General features: G+C 58.8%; 26 protein-coding genes. 11 read left to right on the top strand and 15 right to left on the bottom strand.

Features of this window, described 5'->3' with window-relative positions:
• Positions 1-203: 203 nt before the first annotated feature.
• The 3 genes from RE418_RS21600 to mdoC all read right to left on the bottom strand — a co-directional run bounded on the left by RE418_RS21600 (position 204) and on the right by mdoC (position 3,865).
• Positions 204-1,925, bottom strand: a complete 1,722-nt coding sequence (locus RE418_RS21600) for a potassium/proton antiporter (RefSeq protein WP_004927894.1) — start codon at positions 1,923-1,925, stop codon at positions 204-206.
• 281 nt (positions 1,926-2,206) lie between these two features.
• The gene (locus RE418_RS21595) at positions 2,207-2,431 is read right to left on the bottom strand and encodes a hypothetical protein (RefSeq protein WP_033633376.1); all 225 of its coding nucleotides are present in this window, start codon (positions 2,429-2,431) and stop codon (positions 2,207-2,209) included.
• A 303-nt stretch (positions 2,432-2,734) separates the two neighbouring features.
• On the bottom strand, positions 2,735-3,865 hold the full coding sequence (mdoC, locus tag RE418_RS21590) for a glucans biosynthesis protein MdoC (protein WP_043141764.1): 1,131 nt from the start codon (positions 3,863-3,865) through the stop codon (positions 2,735-2,737).
• A gap of 259 nt (positions 3,866-4,124) precedes the next feature.
• Here mdoC and mdoG point away from each other — a divergent pair, with 259 nt between their 5' ends.
• From mdoG to RE418_RS21575, 3 genes are all read left to right on the top strand, one after another.
• Positions 4,125-5,693 (top strand): glucans biosynthesis protein MdoG, encoded by a 1,569-nt coding sequence (gene mdoG, locus RE418_RS21585; RefSeq protein ID WP_025302384.1) that lies wholly within the window; start codon positions 4,125-4,127, stop codon positions 5,691-5,693.
• A complete protein-coding gene (mdoH, locus tag RE418_RS21580; protein ID WP_025302385.1) occupies positions 5,686-8,244 on the top strand; it encodes a glucans biosynthesis glucosyltransferase MdoH in 2,559 nt (852 codons plus the stop codon). Before mdoG ends, mdoH begins: the two co-directional genes overlap by 8 nt.
• 212 nt (positions 8,245-8,456) lie before the next feature.
• On the top strand, positions 8,457-8,654 hold the full coding sequence (locus RE418_RS21575) for a YceK/YidQ family lipoprotein (RefSeq protein ID WP_049205154.1): 198 nt from the start codon (positions 8,457-8,459) through the stop codon (positions 8,652-8,654).
• 6 nt (positions 8,655-8,660) lie between these two features.
• Here RE418_RS21575 and RE418_RS21570 read toward each other — a convergent pair whose 3' ends face one another.
• Positions 8,661-9,206: a GNAT family N-acetyltransferase gene (locus RE418_RS21570; RefSeq protein WP_025302387.1), complete on the bottom strand. Its 546-nt coding sequence runs from the start codon at positions 9,204-9,206 to the stop codon at positions 8,661-8,663.
• A gap of 33 nt (positions 9,207-9,239) precedes the next feature.
• Positions 9,240-9,617, bottom strand: coding sequence for a MysB family protein (locus tag RE418_RS21565; RefSeq protein WP_004927872.1), 378 nt, complete (start codon positions 9,615-9,617; stop codon positions 9,240-9,242).
• 210 nt (positions 9,618-9,827) lie between these two features.
• Between RE418_RS21565 and leuA the strand changes: the two genes are divergently transcribed.
• The gene (gene leuA, locus RE418_RS21560; protein ID WP_197770804.1) at positions 9,828-11,516 is read left to right on the top strand and encodes a 2-isopropylmalate synthase; all 1,689 of its coding nucleotides are present in this window, start codon (positions 9,828-9,830) and stop codon (positions 11,514-11,516) included.
• Here the strand turns inward: leuA and RE418_RS21555 are convergent.
• The gene (locus tag RE418_RS21555; RefSeq protein ID WP_197832184.1) at positions 11,467-12,267 is read right to left on the bottom strand and encodes a helix-turn-helix domain-containing protein; all 801 of its coding nucleotides are present in this window, start codon (positions 12,265-12,267) and stop codon (positions 11,467-11,469) included. The two genes, leuA and RE418_RS21555, sit on opposite strands and share 50 nt — an antisense overlap.
• Positions 12,268-12,403: 136 nt before the next feature.
• On the opposite strand from RE418_RS21555, the gene RE418_RS21550 reads away from it, so the two are divergent.
• From RE418_RS21550 to RE418_RS21535, 4 genes are read left to right on the top strand one after another with little or no spacing between them, the layout of a single operon-like run.
• On the top strand, positions 12,404-12,721 hold the full coding sequence (locus RE418_RS21550; protein ID WP_033638023.1) for a helix-turn-helix transcriptional regulator: 318 nt from the start codon (positions 12,404-12,406) through the stop codon (positions 12,719-12,721).
• Positions 12,711-13,145 (top strand): YeeE/YedE family protein, encoded by a 435-nt coding sequence (locus RE418_RS21545; protein WP_043141752.1) that lies wholly within the window; start codon positions 12,711-12,713, stop codon positions 13,143-13,145. The genes RE418_RS21550 and RE418_RS21545 overlap by 11 nt, the downstream gene beginning before the upstream one ends.
• A gap of 2 nt (positions 13,146-13,147) precedes the next feature.
• Entirely contained in the window at positions 13,148-13,576 is a 429-nt protein-coding gene (locus RE418_RS21540; RefSeq protein ID WP_043141748.1) for a YeeE/YedE family protein, read from the top strand.
• Positions 13,567-13,965, top strand: a complete 399-nt coding sequence (locus RE418_RS21535) for a VOC family protein (protein ID WP_025302393.1) — start codon at positions 13,567-13,569, stop codon at positions 13,963-13,965. Before RE418_RS21540 ends, RE418_RS21535 begins: the two co-directional genes overlap by 10 nt.
• 49 nt (positions 13,966-14,014) lie before the next feature.
• Here the strand turns inward: RE418_RS21535 and RE418_RS21530 are convergent, their stop codons facing one another.
• The 4 genes from RE418_RS21530 to RE418_RS21515 all read right to left on the bottom strand — a co-directional run bounded on the left by RE418_RS21530 (position 14,015) and on the right by RE418_RS21515 (position 18,788).
• Positions 14,015-15,568, bottom strand: a complete 1,554-nt coding sequence (locus RE418_RS21530) for a peptide MFS transporter (RefSeq protein ID WP_043141745.1) — start codon at positions 15,566-15,568, stop codon at positions 14,015-14,017.
• 475 nt (positions 15,569-16,043) lie between these two features.
• Positions 16,044-17,282, bottom strand: a complete 1,239-nt coding sequence (mdtG, locus tag RE418_RS21525) for a multidrug efflux MFS transporter MdtG (protein WP_025302395.1) — start codon at positions 17,280-17,282, stop codon at positions 16,044-16,046.
• A gap of 199 nt (positions 17,283-17,481) precedes the next feature.
• Entirely contained in the window at positions 17,482-17,766 is a 285-nt protein-coding gene (locus RE418_RS21520; RefSeq protein WP_089180764.1) for a YciI family protein, read from the bottom strand.
• 101 nt (positions 17,767-17,867) lie between these two features.
• Positions 17,868-18,788, bottom strand: a complete 921-nt coding sequence (locus tag RE418_RS21515; protein WP_025302397.1) for a Kdo(2)-lipid IV(A) acyltransferase — start codon at positions 18,786-18,788, stop codon at positions 17,868-17,870.
• Between the two features lie 264 nt (positions 18,789-19,052).
• On the opposite strand from RE418_RS21515, the gene RE418_RS21510 reads away from it, so the two are divergent.
• Together RE418_RS21510 and RE418_RS21505 are read left to right on the top strand one after the other, a co-directional pair.
• Positions 19,053-19,208, top strand: a complete 156-nt coding sequence (locus RE418_RS21510; protein ID WP_236689676.1) for a histidine kinase — start codon at positions 19,053-19,055, stop codon at positions 19,206-19,208.
• 119 nt (positions 19,209-19,327) lie between these two features.
• The gene (locus RE418_RS21505) at positions 19,328-20,395 is read left to right on the top strand and encodes a rhodanese-related sulfurtransferase (RefSeq protein ID WP_025302399.1); all 1,068 of its coding nucleotides are present in this window, start codon (positions 19,328-19,330) and stop codon (positions 20,393-20,395) included.
• 47 nt (positions 20,396-20,442) lie between these two features.
• Here the strand turns inward: RE418_RS21505 and RE418_RS21500 are convergent, their stop codons facing one another.
• Together RE418_RS21500 and RE418_RS21495 are read right to left on the bottom strand one after the other, a co-directional pair.
• Positions 20,443-21,021: a YceI family protein gene (locus tag RE418_RS21500; RefSeq protein WP_016928208.1), complete on the bottom strand. Its 579-nt coding sequence runs from the start codon at positions 21,019-21,021 to the stop codon at positions 20,443-20,445.
• A gap of 23 nt (positions 21,022-21,044) precedes the next feature.
• The gene (locus RE418_RS21495; RefSeq protein WP_004927830.1) at positions 21,045-21,599 is read right to left on the bottom strand and encodes a cytochrome b; all 555 of its coding nucleotides are present in this window, start codon (positions 21,597-21,599) and stop codon (positions 21,045-21,047) included.
• A 442-nt stretch (positions 21,600-22,041) separates the two neighbouring features.
• On the opposite strand from RE418_RS21495, the gene RE418_RS21490 reads away from it, so the two are divergent.
• Positions 22,042-23,100, top strand: a complete 1,059-nt coding sequence (locus tag RE418_RS21490) for an AI-2E family transporter (RefSeq protein ID WP_049205122.1) — start codon at positions 22,042-22,044, stop codon at positions 23,098-23,100.
• Here RE418_RS21490 and RE418_RS21485 read toward each other — a convergent pair.
• The 3 genes from RE418_RS21485 to RE418_RS21475 all read right to left on the bottom strand — a co-directional run bounded on the left by RE418_RS21485 (position 23,048) and on the right by RE418_RS21475 (position 24,921).
• On the bottom strand, positions 23,048-23,980 hold the full coding sequence (locus RE418_RS21485; RefSeq protein ID WP_233494388.1) for a zinc-dependent alcohol dehydrogenase family protein: 933 nt from the start codon (positions 23,978-23,980) through the stop codon (positions 23,048-23,050). The genes RE418_RS21490 and RE418_RS21485 overlap by 53 nt on opposite strands.
• A gap of 75 nt (positions 23,981-24,055) precedes the next feature.
• Positions 24,056-24,172, bottom strand: coding sequence for a DUF2770 family protein (locus RE418_RS21480; RefSeq protein ID WP_004927822.1), 117 nt, complete (start codon positions 24,170-24,172; stop codon positions 24,056-24,058).
• Positions 24,173-24,294: 122 nt separating this feature from the next.
• A complete protein-coding gene (locus RE418_RS21475; RefSeq protein WP_025302402.1) occupies positions 24,295-24,921 on the bottom strand; it encodes a LuxR C-terminal-related transcriptional regulator in 627 nt (208 codons plus the stop codon).
• Between the last annotated feature and the right edge of the window lie 91 nt (positions 24,922-25,012).

The following is a 25,012-nucleotide window of genomic DNA, read 5'->3' as shown; positions in this document are numbered from 1 at the left end:
GGCTGCCGCTACACCCAGCGCCATGAGCATCATCACCGAAAGAAATCGAGTCTTGCCGTTCACACCCTTAATCCCTGTGGGCGCCGCTGTTAAGTTTTTATATCAAAGGGATATAATTCAGCGACGCCGTACTTCATGCATCATGATAGTGATTAAGAACGTTCTTAAGGCCAGAAGTTCCCTCATCTGATAACGCGGCCGCGTTAGTCGGTCACGATCCTGACGCCTATCTTGCTGACCTGATTGCCCTCCATTTCGGCAATGGTCCAGGTCAGGCCGTCCCATTCCACCTGGTCGCCGATCACCGGTTCGCCGCCGATCAGCTGAATGACGAACTGCCCCAGCGTCTGTTGCTCGTCGACATCGTCTTGCAGATTGAGGCCATAAACCTGCGAGATGTCGCTTAAACGGGCGTCGGATTGCAGGATAAAGTCGCCGAAGAAGCGTTCGTCGAGCGTCACGGCCGGCGCTTGGCTAAACAGTTTGCCGAGGATCGGCAGATCGTGCTCATGGCCGATAACGCACAGGATATCGTTCTCGCGCAGCCGGGTACTGCCGCTAGGGTGCAGCAGCTCTTTGCCGCGGAACAGGGCGGCGATGCGGGTATTGGGCGGCATTTTCAGCTCGCGCAGCGCGGCGCCGACGCACCAGTTTTCCGCCGAAAGCTGATACACAAACTGTTCCCACTGGTTTTCCGGGTGCACGTCCAGCCCAACGCGGGAGATCGGCGTCAGCGCCGGCGGCACGATCACCTTGGCCTTTTTGGCGGCGAAAGACAGCGTGGTGCCTTGCAGCAGCAGGGAGACCAGCACCACGAAGAACGCCACGTTAAAGAACAGCTGGGCGTTGGGCAGCCCGGCCATCATCGGGAACACCGCCAGGATCACCGGTACCGCGCCGCGCAGGCCAACCCAGGAAATAAAGCCGCGTTCGCGCAGGGTAAAGCTGCGGAACGGCAGCAGGCCGATAAACACCGACAGCGGGCGTGCGAACAGGATCATCCACAGCGACAGCAGCAGGGCAGGGATGGCGATCGGCAGCAGCTCATGCGGGTTGAGCAGCAGGCCGAGCACCAGGAACATGCCGATCTGGCTGAGCCATGCCAGGCCATCGAAGGTTTGCACGATGCCGTGACGGTTGCGAATTGGACGGTTGCCCAGCAGCAGGCCGCACAGGTACACCGCCAGAATGCCGCTGCCGTCCAGCGCCGTGGTCAGCGCGAAAATAAGAATGCCGCCGCTCACCGCCAGCAGCGGGTAGAGACCGTCCGCCAGCTTGATGTGGTTGATCAGCGTCAGCAGCAGCCAGCCGCCGCCGAGACCGAAGACGATGCCCATTCCGAACTGCTGCATCAGATGCAGCGGGAAGGTCCAGCTTAGCGCGGTTTCCCCGGCGGCGATCATCGCAATCAGCGTGATGGTGAGAAATACCGCCATCGGATCGTTGCTGCCGGATTCGATCTCCAGCGTAGCGCTGACGCGTTCGTTCAACCCTTTGCCGCCCAGCAACGAGAAGACTGCGGCGGCGTCGGTGGAACCGATGATGGCACCGATCAGCAAGCCCTGCAGCAGATCGAGGTTGAACAGCCAGGCGGCGGCCATGCCGGTTAGGCCGGCGGTGATCACCACGCCGACGGTGGCGAGAGACAGTGCTGGCCACAGTGCCACGCGGAACGAACTGACCCGGGTGCGCATGCCGCCGTCGAGCAGGATCACCGCCAACGCGAGGTTACTGACCAGATAAGCGACCGGGTAATTGCTGAAGACGATGCCGCCGGGGCCGTCGACGCCGGCCAGCATGCCGATCGCCAGGAAGATCACCAGGATCGGAATGCCGAGTCGGGAAGAAAATGAGCTGAGCAGAATGCTTGCCCCCACCAGCACGGCACCGATGACGAACAAGCTGTTAATGGTGCTGGCATCCAAAATTTCGCTCTCCTGAGGCTGGGGATAGGGGGCACTGCGCGTGTGCCGATGATAACGTGTTTAGTGGGTAAAACGCCAAGGCTGATTGTGAAAACAATCGATCAATTATTGCCCTTTGGTACGATTAAACTAAGAAAGTGAGGAGAAGAGGGGAAATTCTGCCTTTTATCCAACATTATCAGGCTGCTGTATTTTTGCTGTGGCAACAATGATCGAGCGGCTCGGAGGAAAAACCATTAAGCCCGCGCAGGCAGGCTTAATGGTTTGCAGGCGCGGTAGGGTTAGTGGTCGAGCGATTCCAGCGCCCGTTTGATCAGCTCGGTGGCCAGCTTGCTTTCTGCTTCAGAAATGCCGTCGAGATTAAAGTTGGAGAGCTCAGCGACCAAAACGCTGCGTTCTTTGCCGCTGATTGAGGCGTCCAGCGCGGACAGCAGCCTGCCGAGGATCTTCAGCAGGGTAGCGTTTTCCGCTACGGCTTCCTGAGCCGGGGTGTTCTTATCGGTCATTCAAAATCCTCTCTGTCGTGACGGAAGGGAGATGCAGCTAACGCCATCGAATGAATTAAACGATCGCGCAGCCCTTCGGGGGTGTCGAGCCCAATCACTACCGTAAGGCAGGGATATGGATTTTTACTTATGCATTGCAGTTATAACGACTAGGTAATCTATGCTGCCGTATCACTGTGCCCTAACGGGCGACGCCAGGCTGAGCAATGTGTGCTCTGTATGCAAACGACCAGTATAGGCTTTCTGCGCGGCGTTAATATGACAGAAAACCCCTGCGAACGGTCAGGTTTACAGGGGACAAGGTTATTGCGGCTTGCCGGAGAACAGGAAACGCAGCACCGGAATGCGCTTGTGCAGCTCATATAACGCGAAGGCCAGCGAGAACACAAACAGCAGGCCCAGCAAAAATCCCAACAGGTTATTGCCGATATACGGCGTCACGAAAGCGCCATATATCAGGGTCAACGGGTGGTGCACCAGATATATAAACAGCGAGGCGTTGACCAGATAGGTGATGCGCGGCGAGTGATAATTCAGCAGGTTATGCCCGAAAGAGAACACCACATTGGTCATCAGGATCCCCATTAGGGTTTTGATCACCACTTCCAGCTCGAACATATAGCTGCTGTGCGCCAACAGTTTCTGGTTCAGCATATATGCGATAAACAGCAGCAGCGAGCCGAGCAGCGCCAGCGGCGAACGACGCAGAAAAATCTCTTTAAGCCACACATACTTAAACGCATAGGCGCCGAGGATGAAGAACGGCAGGTAGAACATCGTCTCCATCACCACGAAATTGAACAGGCCATTGGATAATAGCTGCGGCGCGAAAATTAAAATAATACGGTGCGCGGCCGAATAGCATACCGCATAAATAAAGAAACACAGTGAGACATTTCCTAATCCACGCATTCTGTTTATTAACGGTGGAATAGGATCGCGGGTTTGACGCTTGATTTTGCGGAACAGATAAAAGCAGGCGAAGGTCAACAATGACAGGGTCAATAAGAACCACAGATGAGACACCAATTCCCAAACTGTTACATTTATTTTCTGATAGAGAGAAAACTCGTCCCAGCCGTTTAATTTATCGGTGAAATATTTCAGCATGAAAAATTGCGGCACCGTAATTAGCGGGATGGAGCTCAACAGCGGGATCGCCACCCGCTCCAGCCTGACCTTCAACCACTGATGGCGCTCGTAGCGCTCGTAGAGCATGTAGGAGAAGTAGCCGGAGATCACGAAGAACACCTGCATGCGGAAAGCGTGGATGAAGTCGTTCAGCACCGTGAGCGAGAAGGAGGGCGACGCGCTGTTCACCGCCCAGGCGTGGCTGGAATAAATCAGGGAGAGGTGAAACGGAATGCCGAGCAACATCAAATAGGCTCGGATCGAATCGAGGAAAAACTCGCGCTGTTTGCTGCCTTTAGTCATAGATTACCGCTGGTGATTTAATCGAGAGTTCATTAACACGCTTAATAAGTCGTCAAACGTTAAATTGTTATCCGGAACCCTACTATAGCCCCCCGCATTTTTCCATAGCGTCTTGTTGCGCGGCTTGCTACGCTGGTGTTCCATCAGCTGCTTAAACAATGAGCCGTAAACATGAACCATCCATTTATCATGTTGTCGGAAAGCTGAGTAATCCATTAATATGGATTTAAATGATTTGAGCACACGAATAGGGGGGGATGTGCTAGTTAATATATTATCCGGACAACCACGCGCCGCGAGCGTTCGTTGGTTAGGTGCTACCGTATTGTTCACGCTGTTCAGTTCGCCGGCATGGGCCTTTTCTATTGATGATGTCGCCAAGCAGGCGCAGGATCTGGCGGCGAAAGGTTTCGAAGCCCCGAAGAGCAACCTTCCTTCTCAGTTCCGCGAGATGAAGTTCGCAGACTATCAGCAGATTCAGTTCAATCACGATAAAGCCTATTGGAGCAAGCTGAAAACCCCTTTCAAGCTTGAGTTTTATCATCAGGGGATGTACTTCGATACGCCGGTGAAAATCAACGAAGTCACCTCCACCAGCGTAAAACAGATCAAGTACAGCCCAGATTACTTCAACTTCGGTTCGGTCAAACACGACCCTGAATCGGTGAAAAATCTCGGTTTTGCCGGCTTCAAGGTGCTTTATCCGATCAACAGCGCCGATAAAAACGATGAGATCATGAGCCTGCTGGGCGCGAGCTATTTCCGCGTGGTGGGTAAAGGGCAGGTTTACGGGCTTTCCGCTCGCGGCCTGGCTATCGACACCGCTTTGCCGTCCGGCGAAGAGTTCCCGCGTTTTCGCGAATTCTGGGTTGAACGTCCGAAGCAGGGCGACAAGCACCTGGTGATCTACGCGCTGCTGGATTCCCCGCGTGCCACCGGCGCTTACCGCTTCACGGTGATCCCGGGCCGCGACACCACCGTGGACGTCGAGTCTAAAGTGTTCCTGCGCGACAAGGTGGGCAAACTGGGCCTGGCGCCGCTGACCAGCATGTACCTGTTCGGGCCGAACCAGCCGTCACCGACGCTGAACTACCGCCCGGCGTTGCACGATTCCAACGGTCTGTCTATCCATGCCGGCAACGGCGAGTGGATCTGGCGTCCGCTGAACAATCCTAAACACCTGTCCGTCAGCACCTATACCGTTGAGAATCCGAAAGGCTTCGGTCTGCTGCAGCGCGGTCGCAACTTCAAAGAATATGAAGATCTGGACGATCGTTACGATCTGCGTCCGAGCGCCTGGATCGAACCGAAGGGCGACTGGGGCAAAGGCAAGGTCGAGCTGGTGGAGATCCCGACGGCGGATGAAACCAACGACAACATCGTCGCGTTCTGGACGCCGGATACCTTGCCGGAAGCCAAAAAGCCGCTGACGCTGAGCTACCGCCTGAACTTCACCCGCGATGAAGACAAGCTGCATTCGCAAGACATCGCCTATGTGGCGCGGACCATGCGTTCGACCGGTGACGTGAAGCAGTCCAACCTGATTCGCGAGCCAGACGGCAGCGTGGCTTTCCTGGTCGACTTCGTTGGCCCGGTGCTGAAAGGACTGGATGCCAATACCCCGGTCGCCTCTCAGATCAGCATCGGCGACAATGGTGAAATGGTAGAAAACAACGTCCGCTATAACCCAGTGACCAAAGGCTGGCGCCTGACGGTGCGTCTGAAAGTGAAAGACGACAAGAAGCCGGTAGAAATGCGTGCGGCGCTGGTCAATGGCGATAAGACTCTGTCGGAAACCTGGAGCTATCAGCTACCTGCCAATGAATAAGCCTACTCAACCCGCCCAGGATTATCTTGCGGCGTTGCCTCTGACCGCTGAGCGGTCAGAGGCGCTCAACCCTCAAACGGCGGATGACGCTCAGGCTCTGGAGGCGCTCCATCGGCAGATGGGCGCCGCCGACGCCAACGTCAATAGCCTGTCGGCGGATGACGTGGCGCTGGCCTCGGTCAAACCGCGTATCGAAAACGCCTGGCCGGATGCGGTCAGCGATGACGACTTCGATACCGACGCCGAAGGGCGTGCCATTCTGAAGGCGACGCCGCCGATCAAACGCACCACCATGTTCCCGGAAGCCTGGCGCACCAACCCGGTGGCGCGCTTCTGGGATTCTCTGCTGGGGCGTTCTCCGCACAATCGGCACGCCACCAAAGAGGAAGCCGCGGCCGAGAACCGCTGGCGTGTCGTCGGCTCCATGCGCCGCTATGTGCTGCTGGTGCTGATGCTGGTGCAGACCGGCATCGCCACCTGGTACATGAAAACCATCCTGCCTTATCAGGGCTGGGCGCTGATCGATCCTATCGCCATGTTGGATCAGGATCTGATGCAGTCGGTCCTGCAACTGCTGCCGTATGTGCTGCAAACCGGCATTCTGATCCTGTTCGCCGTGCTGTTCTGCTGGGTCTCGGCCGGTTTCTGGACCGCGCTGATGGGCTTCCTGCAGTTGCTGATCGGCAAGGACAAATACAGTATTTCCTCTACCATCAAGGGCGATGAGCCGATCAACCCGGCGCACCGCACCGCGCTGATCATGCCGATCTGCAACGAAGACGTCGAACGCGTGTTCGCCGGCCTGCGTGCGACCTATGAGTCCGTCGCCGCGACCGGTCAGCTGGAACACTTCGATATCTACGTGCTGAGCGACAGCTACGATCCGGACATCTGCGTGGCGGAGCAAAAGGCGTGGATGGAGCTGTGCCGCGATGTCGACGGCCACGGCCGCATCTTCTATCGCCGCCGCCGCCGCCGCGTAAAACGCAAGAGCGGCAACATCGACGACTTCTGCCGTCGTTGGGGCGGTGAGTACAGTTACATGGTGATCCTGGATGCCGACAGCGTAATGAGCGGCGAATGCCTCACCGGGCTGGTGCGTTTGATGGAAGCCAACCCGAACGCCGGCATCATCCAGTCGGCGCCGAAGGCGTCCGGTATGGATACCCTGTATGCGCGCGTGCAGCAGTTCGCCACCCGCGTTTACGGGCCGTTGTTCACCGCCGGCCTGCATTTTTGGCAGTTGGGCGAGTCGCACTACTGGGGCCATAATGCCATCATCCGCGTGAAGCCGTTTATCGAGCACTGTGCGCTGGCGCCGTTGCCGGGCGAGGGCTCCTTCGCCGGTTCAATCTTGTCGCACGACTTCGTTGAAGCGGCGCTGATGCGCCGCGCCGGCTGGGGCGTGTGGATCGCTTACGATCTGCCGGGCAGTTACGAAGAGCTGCCACCAAACCTGCTGGACGAGCTGAAACGCGACCGCCGCTGGTGCCACGGCAACCTGATGAACTTCCGCCTGTTCTTGGTGAAGGGTATGCACCCGGTGCACCGTGCGGTGTTCCTGACCGGCGTGATGTCTTACCTGTCGGCGCCGCTGTGGTTCATGTTCCTGGCGCTCTCCACCGCATTGCAGGTGGTGCATACGCTGATGGAACCGCAATACTTCCTGCAGCCGCGGCAGCTGTTCCCGGTCTGGCCACAGTGGCGGCCCGAGCTGGCGATTGCACTGTTCTCCACCACGCTGGTGCTGCTGTTCCTGCCGAAGTTGCTCAGTATTGTGCTGATCTGGGCCAAGGGCGCGAAAGAGTACGGTGGGGCGTTCCGCCTGTTCATTTCGATGCTGATGGAAATGCTGTTCTCGGTGCTGCTGGCGCCGGTGCGCATGCTGTTCCATACCGTGTTCGTAGTGAGCGCCTTCCTCGGTTGGGAAGTGGTGTGGAATTCTCCGCAGCGTGACGATGACGATACGCCTTGGGGTGAAGCGTTCCGCCGCCATGGCTCGCAGATGTTGCTGGGCCTGGTGTGGGCCGGCGGCATGGCGTGGCTGGATCTGCGCTTCCTGTGGTGGTTAGCGCCGATCGTGTTCTCGCTGATCCTGTCACCGTTCGTGTCGGTGCTGTCGAGCCGCGCAACGCTGGGCATGAAGAGCAAACGCGCCAAGCTGTTCCTGATCCCGGAAGAGTACAACCCGCCGCGCGAGTTGCTGGCGACGGAAGAATATCTGCATCTCAACCGCAACCGCGCGCTGACCAACGGCTTTATGCATGCGGTGGTCAACCCATCCTTCAACGCGCTGGCGACGGCGTTGGCGACGGCGCGTCACCATCTGCGTGCGACGCTCGATCGCAACCGCGAGGAGCGGGTGAACGAAGCGCTGCAGCTGGGGCCGGAGAAACTGGTGAAGGGCAAACGTCTGGAGCTGCTGAGCGATCCGGTTACGTTGGCTCGTTTGCACCAGCGCGTTTGGCTGTTGCCGGAAGGCGCCGCCTGGCGTGAGCACTATCAGCAGTTGCCGCACAACCCGCTGGCGCACCCAACGGGCCGGCGTTAATCGCTGAACGGCAACGCTCAAACGGGGAATGCGCATGGCGCGTTCCCCGTTTTTTTTTACCTTTTGCTTACGCGCGCCGATGCCGGTGGAGAAAGGGAACTGTGATAGACTGCGGCCGATGCGTTGTTCACTCGCGAAACAACCCTTTGCTCAGAGTCAATGTCGTGAAGCTCTCTTCCTACCTTCGGCTGGCCTGCGTGGCGGCCGGCGTGATGGTCTTAACCGGTTGCGGCAGCATCATCAGCCGCACCATGCCCGGCGCGGGGCATGGCCACCAGTACTATCCCGGCGTGCAGTGGGATTTGCGCGATACTCCCTGGCGTTACGTCACGGTGATAGATGTGCCGTTGTCGATGGTGGTGGACACCTTTATGCTGCCGTTCGATGCGCAGCACGGCCCCTATGAATAAACCTGCTCAGCGGGTGGCGAACACCACCAGCTGATAGCCTTTCTGCCCACAGTGGAAAGGTGCCAGCGCCGTCATGCCCAACCCTTGCACGTGAGCGGCCAACGAATGCGGATTGTCGTCGTCGATAAACAGCGCGCCCACGTCGTAGTCATGACTGGTGTGCGCTTTGACGGCGGCGTAGAGGCGTTTCAGCACGCCTTTGCCGCGCCAGGCGGCGTCGAGGCAAACCGGGCCGTAGAGAAACACCCGCTGCTCACTCAGCGCCCGCCCGGCGAAGGACTGCGTGGCGAGCGTCGCCAGCATCGCATCCACCACCGGTGGCCGCGGTTGCACGTCGGCAGGCATCAGGCAAACGAACCCTGCCAGTTGGTTCTCCTGTTCGGCCACTAGTATGCCGATGCCGCGGTTGATCGCCGTCAGCTGCGCCTCATTCATGCGCGATACGATAAATCCCTGCCGTTTTTGGCGCTCGTCGAGCGCTTCCGGCACGTTTTCCCCCTGCAGCTGCAAAATGGCGGGGTAGTCGGTAGAGCGGGCCCGGCGGATAATCATGTTGCCTCCTTGGCGATAAAAATGTGGTGCGGGTTAACGTTCATCCCACTCATCGGCCGCGGCCTGGCCTTCTTCGGTATCCAGCGGCGGTTCGAGCTGGAAGTCGCCTTCTTCCCATTCATACAGGGTATTTTCGTCTATCCACTCGGCGGTAATTTCCACCTCGTCGTAGTCCCCGTCGAAGATCGCCTGTGCCGCCGCACCGCTGCGCAGCGTCAGGCATTCCACCGCTTCACCCTCTTCTTCGAAGAACTCCGCCTGCCACATCGTGTCGCCATCCTGCATCACGTACTTTTGCAGATTGAACTGCTGCGGCACCGGCGGTTCGTCACCGCTGCCGCCTTCGGCGGTGTCGATAAACTCTTCGCGTGCGGCCTCGATGGCTTCTTCCAGGGTTGCATACAGGCTCATGTTCGCCTCCGTTGACAATGAGAATAAAGCGTCCGGCGTGCTGCCGGCGCGGTGGGGAAAAACGTCAAAACTAATTGTTGTCTCACTGGCGCAGGATGCAAATTTTTTTGTTGTCCGCTCTGCGACGACGGTTGTCCGCAAAGCGGGAGAAGCAGGCGCGGAGACGGGAAATAATGACGGTATCGTTCACTCAGGCATCAGGAGAAGCCCATGTTAATCGACCCTTCAAGCAAATACCGACCGTTCCCGCCGGTGACGTTACCGGATCGCCAGTGGCCTGCGCGCACGCTGCGGCAGGCGCCGCGCTGGTGCTCCAGCGATCTGCGCGACGGCAACCAGGCGCTGGCGGAGCCGATGGATAACGCGCGCAAGCGCGAATTCTATCAATTGTTGTTGCAGTGCGGTTTCAAAGAGATTGAGGTGGCTTTCCCTTCGGCGTCGCAAACGGATTTCGATTTTGTGCGTGCCCTGATCGACGAGCAGCTGATCCCGCATGACGTCACGATTCAGGTGCTGACGCAGTCGCGCGACGATCTGATCGATCGTACCTTCGAGGCGCTGCAGGGGGCGCCGCGGGCTATCGTGCATCTGTACAACGCCACGGCGCCGATGTTTCGCGACATCGTGTTCCGCCAGGATAAGGCCGCTACCGTGGCGCTGGCGGTGAACGGCGCGCGGCGCATTCGCCGGCATTGTGAGGCTCAGCCCGATACCGCCTGGTGCTTCGAGTATTCGCCGGAAACCTTTTGTTTTACGGAATTAGAGTTCGCGCTGGAGATCTGCGAAGCGGTGGCGGAGGTGTGGCAACCGGGGCCGCAGCGGCCGATGATTATCAACCTGCCGGCGACGGTGGAAGTGAGTACACCCAACGTGTATGCCGATCAGATTGAATGGTTCTGCCGCCATTTCAGCCGTCGCGCCGATGTGGCGATCAGCGTGCATCCGCATAACGATCGCGGTACCGGCGTGGCCTGCGCGGAGCTGGCGCTGTTGGCCGGCGCCGATCGGGTCGAAGGCTGCCTGTTCGGCAACGGAGAGCGTACCGGCAACGTCGATCTGGTTACGCTGGCGTTGAATCTTTATACCCAGGGCGTGGCGCCGGGCCTGGACTTCAGCCGCCTGAAACAGGTGGTGGAAGTGGTGGAACAGTGCAATCAGCTGCCGGTGCATCCTCGCCATCCTTATGCCGGCGAATTGGTGTTTACCGCCTTCTCCGGTTCGCATCAGGATGCGATCAAGAAAGGTTTCGCCGCGCAACGCCAGCGACAAGATGGCTGGTGGCAGGTGCCTTACCTGCCGCTCGATCCCGCCGATGTCGGCTGCAGCTATGAGGCGGTGATCCGGGTTAACAGCCAGTCCGGCAAAAGCGGCGCCGCCTGGCTGTTGGAGCAGAACCATGGGCTGGCGTTGCCGCGCGGTTTGCAGATTGATTTCAGCCAGGTGGTCCAGCGGGCGACCGACGGCAGCGGTAAGGAAATGAGCGTTGCGCAGCTGTGGCGCTTATTCCGCGACACTTACGGGCTGGTGGAGCAGCCGTGCTTGCAGCTGTTGAGCTACCAGACGGAAAGTCACGGGGTAGAGGCCTACAGTTTCAACGCGAGAGTCGCCTGGCAGGGGGAGACACTGCGGTTGCAGGGCGCTGGCAACGGCCTGCTTTCCAGCGCGGTGGATGCGCTGCGCCAACGCTTCGGCTTGCCGTTGGCGATCGAGGATTACCACGAGCACACGTTGGGGCATCAGAGCGACAGTCGAGCGGTGGCCTATATCCGCTGTGCGCTGCCGCACGGTGAGGCGAGCTACGGCGTTGGCATCGACGTCGACTCCGCCAGTGCTTCGCTGCAGGCGCTGTTCAACGTTGCCGGGCGCTATCTGGTGTCAACGTCGGCGCGGCCCGGCTGAAATAGTCGCTGGGCGCGACCCCCAGCACTCGGCGGAACATGGCGCTGAACGCGCTGGGGCTGTCATAGCCGAGATCCAGCGCCACTTCCAACACCGAGCGGCCGGTCGCCAGCGCGTTCAGCGCCGCCAGCAAACGGGCGCGTCGCACCCAATCGGCAAAATGCAGCCCGGTTTCTCGCTGGAAGCGCCGCGACAGGGTGCGTCCGCTGACGCTGAGCTGAGCGGCCGCCTGTTCCAGCGTCCAGGGCTGCGCCAGCGTGGCCTGAATATGGCGGCACAGGGCAAGCAGTGAGGCCTCACGCGGTTCGGGCAAGTGCAGCGGCAGGCTCGGCAGCATTCGCAACTCATCCAGGATCAGTTCCATCACGCGCTCATCGCGCCCGCCGCTGGGATAGCCGGACGTAATCTCCATCGCGCTGATAATCAGCTCGCGCAGCAGCGGCGACACCTGCACCACCTGGCACTGAGCCGGCAGATCGGCGCGCGCCAGCGGATCGACAAACAGCGTCCTGGCCGCCACCTGGCCGGTGATGCGCAGGCTGTGCACCACTTTCGCCGGTACCCAGACGCCGCGGCCGGGTGGCACCACCCAACTGCCGAGCCGGGTGGTGACCTGCACCACGCCGCTCAGGCTGTGGATCAGCTGCGCGCAGTTATGGTAGTGCTCCGGCTCGCTGTCGCCGTGGCGATAATCCCTGGCTAACGGCCGGATGGGCTGATCGGGCGGCAGAACGTCGTGAAACAACAGCATTGTAAGCAGTCTCCGCACGGCAAAAGGGGAAATGACAGGATGCCATGCGGCGCTGTTTCACACCAGTCTGTGGCGTGGTACGGCAAAATAGTTTATAAAATGATATTATATAATTTTATATATTGATGGAGGGGCAATGGATATTGACGCGATGCGCAAGGCGGCGGCGCAGGCCGGCGCGATGCTGCGCACTCTGGGCAACGAAGATCGGCTGCTGCTGCTGTGCCGGCTCAGTCAGGGCGAGATGGCGGTGAGCGAGCTCGCGCAGGCGCTGGATATCCGCCAGCCGACGCTGTCCCAGCAGCTTGGCGTACTGCGGGAGGAAGGGTTGGTGTCCACCCGGCGCGCCGGCAAGCAGATTTACTATGCGGTGGCCGATGCTAAAGCGTTGGCGCTGCTCCACACCCTGTATCAACTTTATTGCCCGCAACCGGAGAACCGCGATGACCATTGACTGGCCACACTTCACGCCTTATTCCGCGCTGGCGGGTGGGGCCATTATCGGCGGCGCGGTGGCGCTGCTGCTGCTTTTCAACGGCCGGATCGCTGGCATCAGCGGCATTACCGGCGGTGTCTTGAGTGCCGCTGGCTGGGAGCGGGGCTGGCGCGCCGCATTTATTGGCGGGTTGCTGCTCTCGCCCTGGCTGTATGCTGCCGCTGCGGCTTTGCCGTCCGGTGAGATCGCGGTCGGCAACGGCGGGCTGGCGGCCGCAGGGCTGTTGGTGGGATTGGGCACTCGATTGGGCAGCGGTTGCACCAGCGGGCACGGCGTATGCGGCGTCGCACGGTTGGCGCCGCGTTCGCTGGCCGCCACGGCGGTGTTTATGCTGCTGGGCTTTATGACCGTGTGGTTGATGCGCTACCTGGCGGGAGGTTGAGAATGCTTAAAACGCTGTTGGCGCTGCTGAGCGGCATCATTTTCGGTCTGGGGCTGATCGTCGCCGGCATGGCCAATCCGGCCAAAGTGTTGGCGTTTCTCGACGTTACCGGCGTGTGGGATCCCTCGCTGGCGTTGGTGATGGCGGGTGCGATCGCGGTGGCGGCGCCGGCCTTCCTGTGGGCGAGGCGACGCGAGCGTAGCCTGTTGGGGGAAACGCTGCAGATCCCGGCCGCCGGGCGTCTGGATCGTCGTTTGCTGGCGGGCAGCGCACTGTTCGGCATCGGGTGGGGTATCGCGGGTATTTGCCCCGGTCCAGCCTGGGTGTTGGCCGGGGCGGAGATAAGCCGGGTATGGCCGTTCCTGCTGGCGATGCTGGCGGGTATGGCGCTGTATGACGTTATCATGAGGAGGAGGAGTACGTGTCGATAGCCAAAGCGGTGTTGCGCATCGCGCGCCCGACCGATCGGTTGCAAGAGATTGCTACGCTGTATTGCCGCGGGCTGGGTTTCGAAAAGCTGGGTGAGTTTGTCGATCATCAGGGGTTTGACGGCATGATGATTGGGCATCCGCAGCATGCCTACCATCTGGAGTTCACGCAGCATCGTGGGGTGCGGGTCGGGCAGGCGCCGACGCAGGATCATCTGCTGGTATTTTATCTGCCGGATGAGAACGAATGGCGGGCTGCGTGTGAGCGGATGCAGGCGGCAGGGTTTTTATCGGTCGCCGCCTATAATCCCTATTGGGATCGGGCGGGGCAAACCTTTGAAGATCCTGATGGCTATCGGGTGGTATTGCAACATCAGGCTTGGCAGGCATAAAAAAACCGGCGCATCGAGCGCCGGTTTGCGAGATAAAACGGGGTATCCGTCAGACGTTGGTCGCCGGTTTTTGCGCGCTCTTGGACTGGGTATTTTCCAGCATGCGGCGAATCGGCACGATCAGCACAATAAGCACGGCGGCGCAGATCAGCAGCGCGATGGAGCAGCGAGCGAACAGATTCGGCAGCATATCCAGTTGGTCGGCCTTGACGTGACCGCCGATCAGACCGGCCGCCAGGTTGCCCAACGCGCTGGCGCAGAACCACAGCCCCATCATCTGACCGCGCATTCTCTCCGGCGCCAGCAGCGTCATGGTGGCCAGCCCGATCGGGCTCAGGCACAGCTCACCCAGCGTCAGCATCAGGATACTGCCTACCAGCCACATCGGCGATACGCCGGCGCCGCCGTTGCTCAGCACATTCTGCGCGGCCAACATCATCAGGCCAAAACCACCGGCGGCGCACAGGATGCCGATCACGAACTTGGTGATGCTGCTCGGACGCACGTTATTGCGCGCCAGCGCAGGCCAGGCCCAGCTGAAGACCGGTGCCAGCAGGATGATGAACAGGGCGTTGATCGACTGGAACCACACCGCCGGGATCTCGAAGTCGCCGATCATGCGATTGGTGTAATCGTTGGCGAACAGGTTAAACGAGGTCGGTTTCTGTTCAAACGCTGACCAGAAGAACGCGGCGGAGATCAGCAGGATGAAGCACACCAGCAGGCGTGCGCGCTCTTTGCGGCTCAGGCCGGCAAAGGCGAACAGATAGATGAAGTACAGGGTTACCGAGGCGGCGATGACGTACACTAGCACGCTGGCCACCTCGACCGGGTTGATAACGATCGTGCCCTGAGCGATCAGCACGATGGCCGCCACCAGGATGGCCGCCAACGCCAGCAACCAGGCACCGACGCCTTTTTTCTTCGCGACCGGGCTGTTCCAGGTGGAGTCCAGACCCACTTCGCGATCATAGCGTTTCATTGCTGGGACGGCGAACACCCGGAAGATCACCAGCGCCACCAGCATCCCGATACCGCCGATGCCGAAGCCCCAATGCCAGCCGTGTGACTTGATCAGCCAGCCGGAGATCAGCGGGGCGATGAACGAACCGATGTTGATGCCCATGTAGAACAGCGAGAAACCGCCGTCGCGACGTGCATCGCCTTTCTTGTACAGCGTGCCGACCATCACCGAGATACAGGTCTTGAACAGGCCTGAACCGAGCACGATGAACATCAGACCGATGAAGAACAGGTTGGTGCCCATCACTGCGGACAGGGCGATCGACAGGTGGCCGAGCGCGATCAGGATCGAACCGTACCAGACGGCCTTGCGTTGGCCGAGCCAGTTATCTGCCAGCCAGCCGCCCGGCAGCGCCGCCAGGTACATGCTGCCGGCGAAGATGCCGACGATCGCCGACGCGTTCTCACGCGCCAGGCCCAGGCCGCCGTCGTACACGGTGGCAGCCATAAACAGGATCAGCAGCGGACGGATGCCGTAGAACGAGAAGCGCTCCCACATTTCGGTGAAGAACAAAGAACCCAGTGGATAGGGATGGCCGAAGAAGGTCCGGCTTTCTGACTTATTGACAGAGGATTGCATAACGATTTCCCAATAAAAGGCGCTGCAAGGCTGCAGCCCGTACTGTGGTATGTATGTGTATTTAATGAAGGCGATCCGCCCAATGCGGATTACCCGACAAACACCGCGGCTGCAACGCTGATAAACCGTGGAAAGCGTGCTGACCTTTTCTTCACTTGGCCGATGCTTCACATCTGGCGTGATATTATTTAACCATTTGATAACTGGTCGTTGGTTTTGTCTAGTACCTGTATCCCATTTTTTAGACGAAAAGTCGACAAGCATCTCCTTTTCTGGTTTTTCTGTTGGTTATGACAGGAATATGATTGACAGCGGGTTTTATGCGCTGAAAGTTAATTAATTGTTGATAAACAAGATGTTGAGATAAGAATGTTCTGAGCGGGGCGAAAGTTCACAGGCCTGAAGGAAGCATTATTAAAAGTAGGGGAAACGCGCCGTTGATCTGACCAACGGCGGAAAGTGGCGATAAATGCAGCTATGACTCTTCCTGCAGCGTGTCTTCCCGCCTATAGCCCGGCCGTCGCCGCAGACACCACCAGGAATAACCGGCGTTGAACAGCACCACCAGCGCGGTGACCGCGAAGACCGCGCGAAAACCGTAGCCGGCGGAGATTGCGGCGCCGAGCAGCGGGCCGCTGACGTTGCCAACATCGCGGAACGACTGGTTGTAGCTGAAAATACGGCCGGCCACCTGATTGGTGCAGTTGTAAATCAACAACGTCTGTACCGCCGGCAGCAACGCGCCGTCGGCCGCCCCCAGCAGAAAACGCAGTACCCCGAGCTGCCACGGCGTCTGCACGAACGCCATCGGGATCAGTAACAGCACCGAGACGATCAGCATAAAGACCAGAATGCGTTCCGGGCCAATGCGATCGCCCAGCTTGCCCAGCCGCGGGGCGCTCATCAATGCCGCGACGCCGGGCACTGAGGCGATAAGCCCGCTGATAAACGCCAGATTGTGGGTGGCGCCGGCCAGATCGCGCACATACAGCGTCAGGATCGGCGCAATCGAGCCGGTGGCGATCTGGATGATCATGGTGGTGACAAACAGGCTGAGCACCAGTTTCGGGTTCTTCAGCGAGGCGAACACCTGTTTTGCGTGCAACATGTCGCGTTTTTGCACCGGGGTAAATTGTTCTTTGACATACAGCAGCGTCAGTACGAAGCAGACGAATAACACTGCGGCGGTGATATAAAACACCGGGCGCAGGCCGTACAGATCGGCTAACAAACCGCCGATCAATGGGCCTATCAGCGCACCGCCGACGCCGCCGGTGGACAGGGTGCCGAGCGCCCAGCCGCTGCGGTTGCGCGGCACCTGGGTGGCGATCAGCGCGTTGGCGTTGGGAATGAACCCGCCGAGCAGCCCCAGCACCGCACGCAGCGCGAGAAACTCCCAGACCGTTTGCGCCATGCCCATCAGCGCCATGACGATCGCCATACCGAGCGCTGAACGCAGCAGCATCAGTTTGCGGCCGCGTCGGTCTGCCAGGGCGCCCCAGAACGGCGCGGCGATAGCGGAAAACAGGAAGGTGATGCTGAACAGCAGACCGGACCACATGTTGAGCGCCTGATGGCCGGTAACGCCCAGCGTCTCTACGTACAGCGGCAGAAACGGCATCACCAGGCTGAAGGCGGCGCCGGTGAGAAAACATCCCAGCCAGGCGACGAAAAGGTTGCGTTTCCAGTTAACGGGTTCTGCTGCCGAAGCCATAAATGTCCACTGCCGAAAGGTGACGCGTTTTGCCAGCGGCAAGATGAAGGGGCAAAACGTGAAAGTTAGCCTGGTAAGTATGCGCCGCAAGCGCGGCGACGGCAAACGAGGGGACAAAGATTGGGCGAAAAATGAAATAAAGTTTTAAAAATGACGTTTAAACCTTATTCCGCGCTTAGCGCGCGGAATTTACAGCGTTTTATAGTCCGGTCAGCGCCTCGAAACCGGCGGCGGTGGTGGTGGCGCTAAAGTCGGTGACCTCGTAGTGGGCTACGGCGTTGAAGGGATCTTCGGCCAGGATGGCGTCTAACTGCGCACGGTCAATGCCCTTGGCCAGGATCACGCCGCCGGTGCGGGGATTCTTGCGGCCGGAGGCGACGAAGGTGCCATCCTGAAAATATTTCTTAAGCCAGGCGATGTGCCCGTCAAGGTGGCTGTCGACGTCGGCGATCGGGCGATGGTAGGTCAGGCTGACAATGTACATAACGGCTCCAGGGTGGGCGGCAAAGGCTTTACCATCCCACCCTCGCCGTCGATTCTCAAGAGGCGCGCAATAAAAAACCCGCCGGTGGCGGGTTGGCTTGATCAGTAGAGCGAAGGCTCGCCTTCCGGGCGGGTCTTGAAGCGGCGATGCAGCCACATGTATTGGTCCGGCGCCATCAGGATCTCTTTCTCCACCACTTTGTTCATAAAGGCGGCGGCCTCGAGTTCGTTATCCAGCGGGAAGTTTTCCACCGCCGGTTGCATAATCAGCTCATACCCTTTGCCGTCCGGCAGGCGGCGCGGGGTGAACGGAACGATCGCCGGTTTACCCATCCGCACCAGCACGTAGCTGCCGGTGGTGGTGGCAGCCTTGTCCACCGCGAACAGCGGCACGAAAACGCTGCTGCGCGGGCCGTAGTCGTGATCCGGCGCATACCAGATGATATCACCCTGTTTCAGGGCGCGGATCATGCCTTTGATGTCTTTGCGGTCCAGCATCGATTTGTTGGAACGCATGCGGCCCCAGGTTTGCAGCCAGTCCATCAGCTTGTTGTCGTGCGGGCGGTAAACGCCGATGCCCGGGTTGTGAATGCCGAAGATGCGCGCGCCCAGCTCCAGCGTCAAAAAGTGCAGGCCAATCAGCAACACGCCCTGCTGGTTGTCGCGCGCTTGTTGGATGTGCTCCAGGCCACTGACCTTGAACCAGCGCTCGATGCGCCAGTTGGGCCAGAACCACGCCATACCGGTTTCAAACAGCCCCATGCCGACCGATTCGAAATTCTTTACCACCAGCGCATCGCGTTCGGCCTGCGGCATGTCGGGAAAACAGAGCTCGAGGTTGCGTTGGGCGATAGCGACGCGTCGCTTGAGAAAGCGCATGGAAAATCGCCCAATCGAGGTGCCGAGCCAGTAGATGACGGGGTAAGGCAGCAACACCAGCAGGTACAGCAAGCCGATGCCGACCCAGGTCAGCCAATAGCGCGGATGCAATAAGGAACGATTGAAAGTAGGAACTTGAGTCATGGGTTCTCTGTTTGAATACGGTTGTTTAAGTGTAATGACAGAGTCATCGCATGGTCTGGCAGCCGGGTGAGCTCGGCGGCAAGGTTCGTTTCTGCCGTTTGTTTGCGACTATTGTGGCATTTTTCTGGCGATCCGGGAAAACACAACGCATTAAAATCCCTCTTTGGGCGTTAAATATGCATCGAATGCCGAATTTTTCCACAATCTTTCCTGCCAAAGATAATGGCGATATTATTACTGGTAATTATTCAGAGGGTAAATATTTTGGCACCATGGATCAGTGCGGGGCTGCTGGTTTTGGGCGCGATGGTCGGCAGCGTTGGCGCGCATCTGCAGGTGAACGCGATATTGGCGCTCGCCGGCGTGATGATGGCGCTCGGCATAGTGGCTTCTGCGTTTACCGAAGGCGACGGACACTGAACGGGGCGCTGGCGCCAGGGCTGCGCGGCGGCGGTTTTTCGGGTATGATATGCGCCGCGCGCGGGCCGGCAGGCGGCGCGCGATAATCAGTCACCTCCCGAAAGACAGGAAAGTACACCATGCCAGTGTTACATAACCGAATTTCTAATGAGGAACTGAAGGCGCGCATGCTGGCGGAAACCGAGCCGCGCACCACAGTTTCTTTTTACAAATACTTCTCCATCGACGATCCCAAAGCGTTTCGCGACAGCCTGTACGTTCAGTTCGAAAAACTGAAGGTGTTCGGCCGCATCTACGTGGCGAAAGAGGGCATCAACGCGCAGATCAGCGTGCCGCAGCATCACTTCGACGCGTTCAAAGCCGCGCTGTTCGCCTCACACCCGGCGCTGGATCAGGTACGCCTGAATATTGCGCTCGAAGACGATGGCAAATCCTTCTGGGTACTACGCCTCAAGGTGCGTGAGCGCATCGTGGCCGACGGCATCGATGACGAGAGCTTCGACCCAAGCAACGTCGGCGAGTATCTGCAGGCCGATCGCGTCAATCAGATGATAGACGATCCGAATACGGTATTCGTCGATATGCGCAACCACTATGAGTACGAAGTCGGCCATTTCGAAAACGCCATTGAGGTGCCGTCGGATACTTTCCGCGATCAGCTGCCGATGGCGGTGGAGATGCTGCAGGACAGTAAAGACAAGAATATTGTCATGTATTGCACCGGCGGCATTCGCTGTGAAAAAGCCAGCGCCTATATGCTGCACAAAGGCTTTAAAAACATCTACCACGTGGAAGGCGGGATTATCGAGTACACCCGCAAAGCGAAAGAACAGGGGTTGCCGCTGAAGTTTATCGGCAAAAACTTCGTGTTCGATGAGCGTATGGGTGAGCGCATCTCCGACGATGTGATCGCCAACTGCCACCAGTGTGGAGCGCCGTGCGACACCCATACCAACTGCAAGAACGACGGTTGCCATCTGCTGTTCATTCAGTGCCCGAGCTGCGCCGCCAAATTTGAAGGGTGCTGTAGCGAGATTTGCCGCGAAGAGCTGAAGCTGCCGCGCGAAGAGCAACGCGCGCGCCGTGCCGGCCGTGAAAACGGCGTCAAGATCTTCAATAAGTCAAAAGGCTTGTTGCAGACTACGATGCACATTCCGGCACCGGAAGAAGAAGGCCCAGCCCGCTGAGCCTGAGGAAATGAGAAGCCCGGCCGCCAAACCGGGCTTTTTTTTATTTATTTCTCGCGTACGCCTTCTACGGAGATGATCAGCTCAACGTCTTGCGACGCCGGGCCCAGATCGGTGGTGATGCCGAAATCTTTCAGCTTGATCTTACCGTTGGCCTCAAAGCCGGCGCGGTAGCCGCCCCACGGATCGTTGCCCTGGCCAATCAGTTTGGCGTCCAGCGTAACGGGCTTGGTCACGCCGTTCAGCGTCAGGTTGCCGACCACCGCATAACCGTCGCCGCTTTTCTTCACTTCGGTGGATTCAAACTTGGCTTGCTTGTTCTTCTCCACGTTGAGGAACTCGGCGCTGCGCAGGTGCTTGTCGCGCTCGGCGTGGTTGGTGTCGACGCTGGCGGTATTGATGGTCACGTTGACCTTGTCCTTGGACGGATCTTTCTCGTCGAAGGTGAAGCCGCCGTCGAAGTCTTTAAAGCTGCCATACAGCCAGCTGTAGCCCAGGTGCTGGATGCGGAACTCGATAAAGGCGTGCTGGCCCTGTTTGTCGATCTTGTAGTCCGCCGCCAGTGCGGAACCGGCGCTCAGCAGCAGGGCGCCTGCGGTCAGGCCCAATACGGTCTTTTTCAACATAGCAATCTCCATAAATCCAAAGGTTAATCGGCGCTGCTACCCAGCATCCGTTTCAAAGTGACATCACGATCGATAAAGTGATGTTTAAGCGCGGCCAGCCCGTGCAGTACCGAAAGCACTACCACGGCCCAGGCCAGGTAAAGGTGTATGGCGCCGGCGGTGTCGGCCTGTTCCGCCATGCCGGTGACGGTGGCGGGCACGTCGAACCAGCCGAATACGCTGATCGGTTGGCCGTCGGCGGTCGAGATCAGATAGCCGCTGATCAGAATGCCGAACAGCACGGCATACAGCGCCAGATGCGCGAGAATAGCGCTGACGCGAGTGAGGCGACCATAGCTGGCCAGCGGCTTGGGTGGCGGCGAGACAAAGCGCCAGATCACGCGGATCACCATCACGATGAACAGCAGCGTGCCGATGCTTTTGTGGATCTCCGGCGCCTGATGGTACCAGACGTCATAATAGCCCAGCGTAACCATCCACAGACCGAGTGCGAACATGCCGTACACCGTCAGCGCCACCAGCCAGTGGATTAACACTGACACATGGCCGAAACGATCGGCGGTATTTTTCCAGAGCATCCTGTTTCCTTCGATTACCGATTGGCTGGCTGCAATAATTAAACTTTAGGAAACATAAAATCAATAATAAATTTAACTATGTTACTTCTTAGAAATATTAGTCAGTGAATTTGTTTGAGATGTTCGGGCTTCATCAGATAAATCGTTGAAGATGATATTATTTCCCTCATGGGGCGGTTGTGCTAGTTGTTGAAAATTAGGCTTATTATCTATTAATGTCAGCTTTTGTCATTTTACGTAAATCGTCCATGAGTTGCTCGGTGGAATTATTTGTTGGCAAACGTTATGCCTATTTCTTGCGGCAAAGAGCAGGGCGGAAAGATTAATTTTTTCGAACGGTTAGGCGAAATCCTCTGCGGCGTGACGGTGGACTTTGCTACCATTAGCGCCAAGAGTCGGCTCTTGGTGGCCGGTTAACCCAGTGAAATAACAAGGAAACGTCATGGGCCGAACCCGTGTGACCGACAGTAGCCTGCGTCTGGCCGTCCTGCTGGCGATGTTGGTGATCATTTTGGCCGGGGTGAAAGCCGCCGCCGACATCGTGGTGCCGTTTTTGCTGGCGGTGTTCCTCGCCATGGTGCTGAACCCGCTGGTGGCGATGCTGGAACGCCGACGAGTGCCGCGTATCGTCGGGGTGACGCTGCTGGTGACGGCGGTGATCGTGGTCGTGATGCTGTTTATCGGCATGCTGGGTGCTTCGCTGAACGAGTTCGCCCGCTCGCTGCCCCAGTACCGCGGCATGATGATCGAGAAGCTGCGCGAGCTGCAGCATTACGCCGATCGCTTCAATATCAGTCTCTCCAGCGAAGCGATGCTGCAGTATGTCGATCCCAGCGCGGCGATGAATCTGGTCACCCGCATGCTGGGGCACCTGTCTGGCGCCATGACCAACGTCTTCCTGCTGCTGATGACCGTGGTGTTTATGCTGTTCGAAGTGCAGCTGCTGCCGTATAAGCTGCAGCAGGCGCTGGATAAGCCGAACGAGGGGCTCGCCGCGGTGCGGCGGGCGCTGGACGGCGTGACGCGTTATCTGGTGATTAAAACCATCATCAGCCTGGCCACTGGGGTGATCGTCTGGATCTTCCTGGCGGCGGTCGGCGTGCGTTTTGCCTTTATCTGGGGGCTGTTGGCGTTTCTGCTTAACTACATTCCCAACATTGGCTCGGTATTGGCCGCCATTCCGCCGCTGATTCAGGCGCTGTTGTTCAACGGATTGGGTGATGCGCTGGTGGTGGCGGGTGGCTTTATCGCTGTCAACATGGTGATCGGCAATATCCTCGAGCCGCGCGTGATGGGGCGCGGGCTGGGGCTGTCGACGCTGGTGGTGTTCCTGTCGCTGATCTTCTGGGGCTGGCTGCTCGGCCCGGTGGGCATGCTGCTGTCGGTGCCGCTGACGATCGTGGCGCGCATCGCGCTGGAGACCACCGAAGACGGCTATCGGCTGGCGGTTATCCTGGGGGACGGTCGCCCGCCGCGCCAGCCTCCGGCGGCGCCGGAGTGAGGAATATTTTGCCATTCACGCCGGGCTGGGCGGCGTGGTGCAGCGCCGCTGCGTACTGAGGCAAAGGATAAATCGCGGCGGGTGGGCGCAGCGCCAGCTGGCCGCGTCGCAACAGCTGGAATAACTGATAAAACGCCGTCTGCCATTGCGCCGGTGCCGCCTGTGCGTTCCATTTGCGCAAGTGGAACAGCGAAGCCCGCAGCTTTAACTCGTCCACCACGCGCCGCCAGTCTACCTGGCGGCCGCTAAGCAGGCCCAGCGCCACAAAATCGCCGCCGGTGCGGACCGCCCGCGCCAACTGCAATCCGTCTTCGCCGCCGATGCAGTCGATGGCCGCACGGGCGCCAAAATTCGTCATTTCCACCAGCTGCGACGCTTCGATAACGCGCCAGGCGCCGGCGGCCAGTAACGCCTGGCGATGAGCGGTGTTGCGCACCACGACCGCCAGACGAATGCCGCGCAGCGCCGTCATCTGCGCCAACAGCAGGCTAACGGCGGAACCGCCGCCGTTGAGCAGCAGTAAGTCGCCGGCGTTGAGCGGCAGCCATTGCGTCAACAGCACCCAGCAGGTGAGCGGGTTGATATAGATTTGCGCTGCGCAGGCGTCGTCGATGTCGTCCGGCACCCAGATCACCCGATCTTCAGGCAGCGTGACGAACGTTTGCCAACTGCCGGTACCCGCTACCGCCAGCGCGCGGCGGCCCGTTGAATGCCCATTCTGCGGGTTGACGACGACGCCCACGCCTTCATATCCCGGCACCTGAGGAAGGGCGATGCGGTGCGCGTATTGGCCGTGGATCGGGATCAGATCGGAAGGGTTGATCGGGGCATAGCGCATCTGCAATAACCGCTGTCCGGGGCGCAGCAGCGGTCTGCTCATCTGCTGCAATTCCAGCACCTGGGCAGGATCACCGAAGCGGTTGAAGCTCAATCGGGGAAATAACGGCGGCATGGATTACATGACGAAGAAGAAATAGACATCCAACGCCAGCAGCACTAGCCACAGACACAGGTACAGCACCAGGTGCTCACGCACGTTGTTGACGATAGCCGCCAGTATTCGGTTTAACATTTCAGCTGCCTGAAGAAAGGGACCTTTGATTATAGTCCTTTTCTCGGCGTCTTTTACAGCGCGCCGCGCGTGAGTGCGGGAAGAGAGGCGATAAAAAAGCCTGCGTTATCGCAGGCTTGAGGTTACACGGCCAGCAGCGCCAGCGGCGTCGAATTTGTTGGCGTGCTCGGCGGGTAGAAATAGCGCAGCACGTTATACAGCGAGTAGAACTCCAGCCGGTTGCGCGCGTTGATCTTCTCCGTGATGTGACGCTTGTGCACGTACACCGTATGCGAGCTGATTTGCAGCTTTTTCGCGATGCGGTAGTTGGGCATCTCCGCCATCCAATATTTCATCACCGTCAGTTCCTGCGGACTGAACAAGGAACGCTCTTCGCCGTCATCGGCCAGCGCCAGCGGATTTTCGCGCAGCGTGCGTAAAGTGAGTGGCAGAATGCTTTTATTGAACAGAAAGGCGTTATCGGCGATGCGCATTGGCGTTTCGCTGTAAGGGTAAGGCGTATCGAGATAGATAAACAGCAAGGCAGACTGGCTGGCTTCCATAAACGCCAGCAGCTGCGCGTCTGCTTCGTTATAACGGCACTGGTTGCTGAGGTTCACCAGAATGTGGCTCGGCTGAAAGCTGGCCAACAGCGGCGTAGCGTATTCAATGCTGTGGCAGCACTTGATCGTCGTAATCCCACTATCAGCAAAGTAGCTGGCTATACCGACCCGGGTGAAGCAGCATTCGTCCACGACAAGTAGTTTCATGGTGACGTCCTTGTTGAAAGCCGATGGAGCATATCTTCTGTAAAATAGGACTTACACTGCAAGTGTTCAATTCGGAAATTCAAATGCTGAA

Source organism: Serratia sp. szju (genome assembly GCF_044594185.1).
Classification (GTDB): Bacteria; Pseudomonadota; Gammaproteobacteria; order Enterobacterales; family Enterobacteriaceae; genus Serratia; species Serratia bockelmannii.
This window is presented reverse-complemented; position numbering and strand designations above follow the sequence as displayed.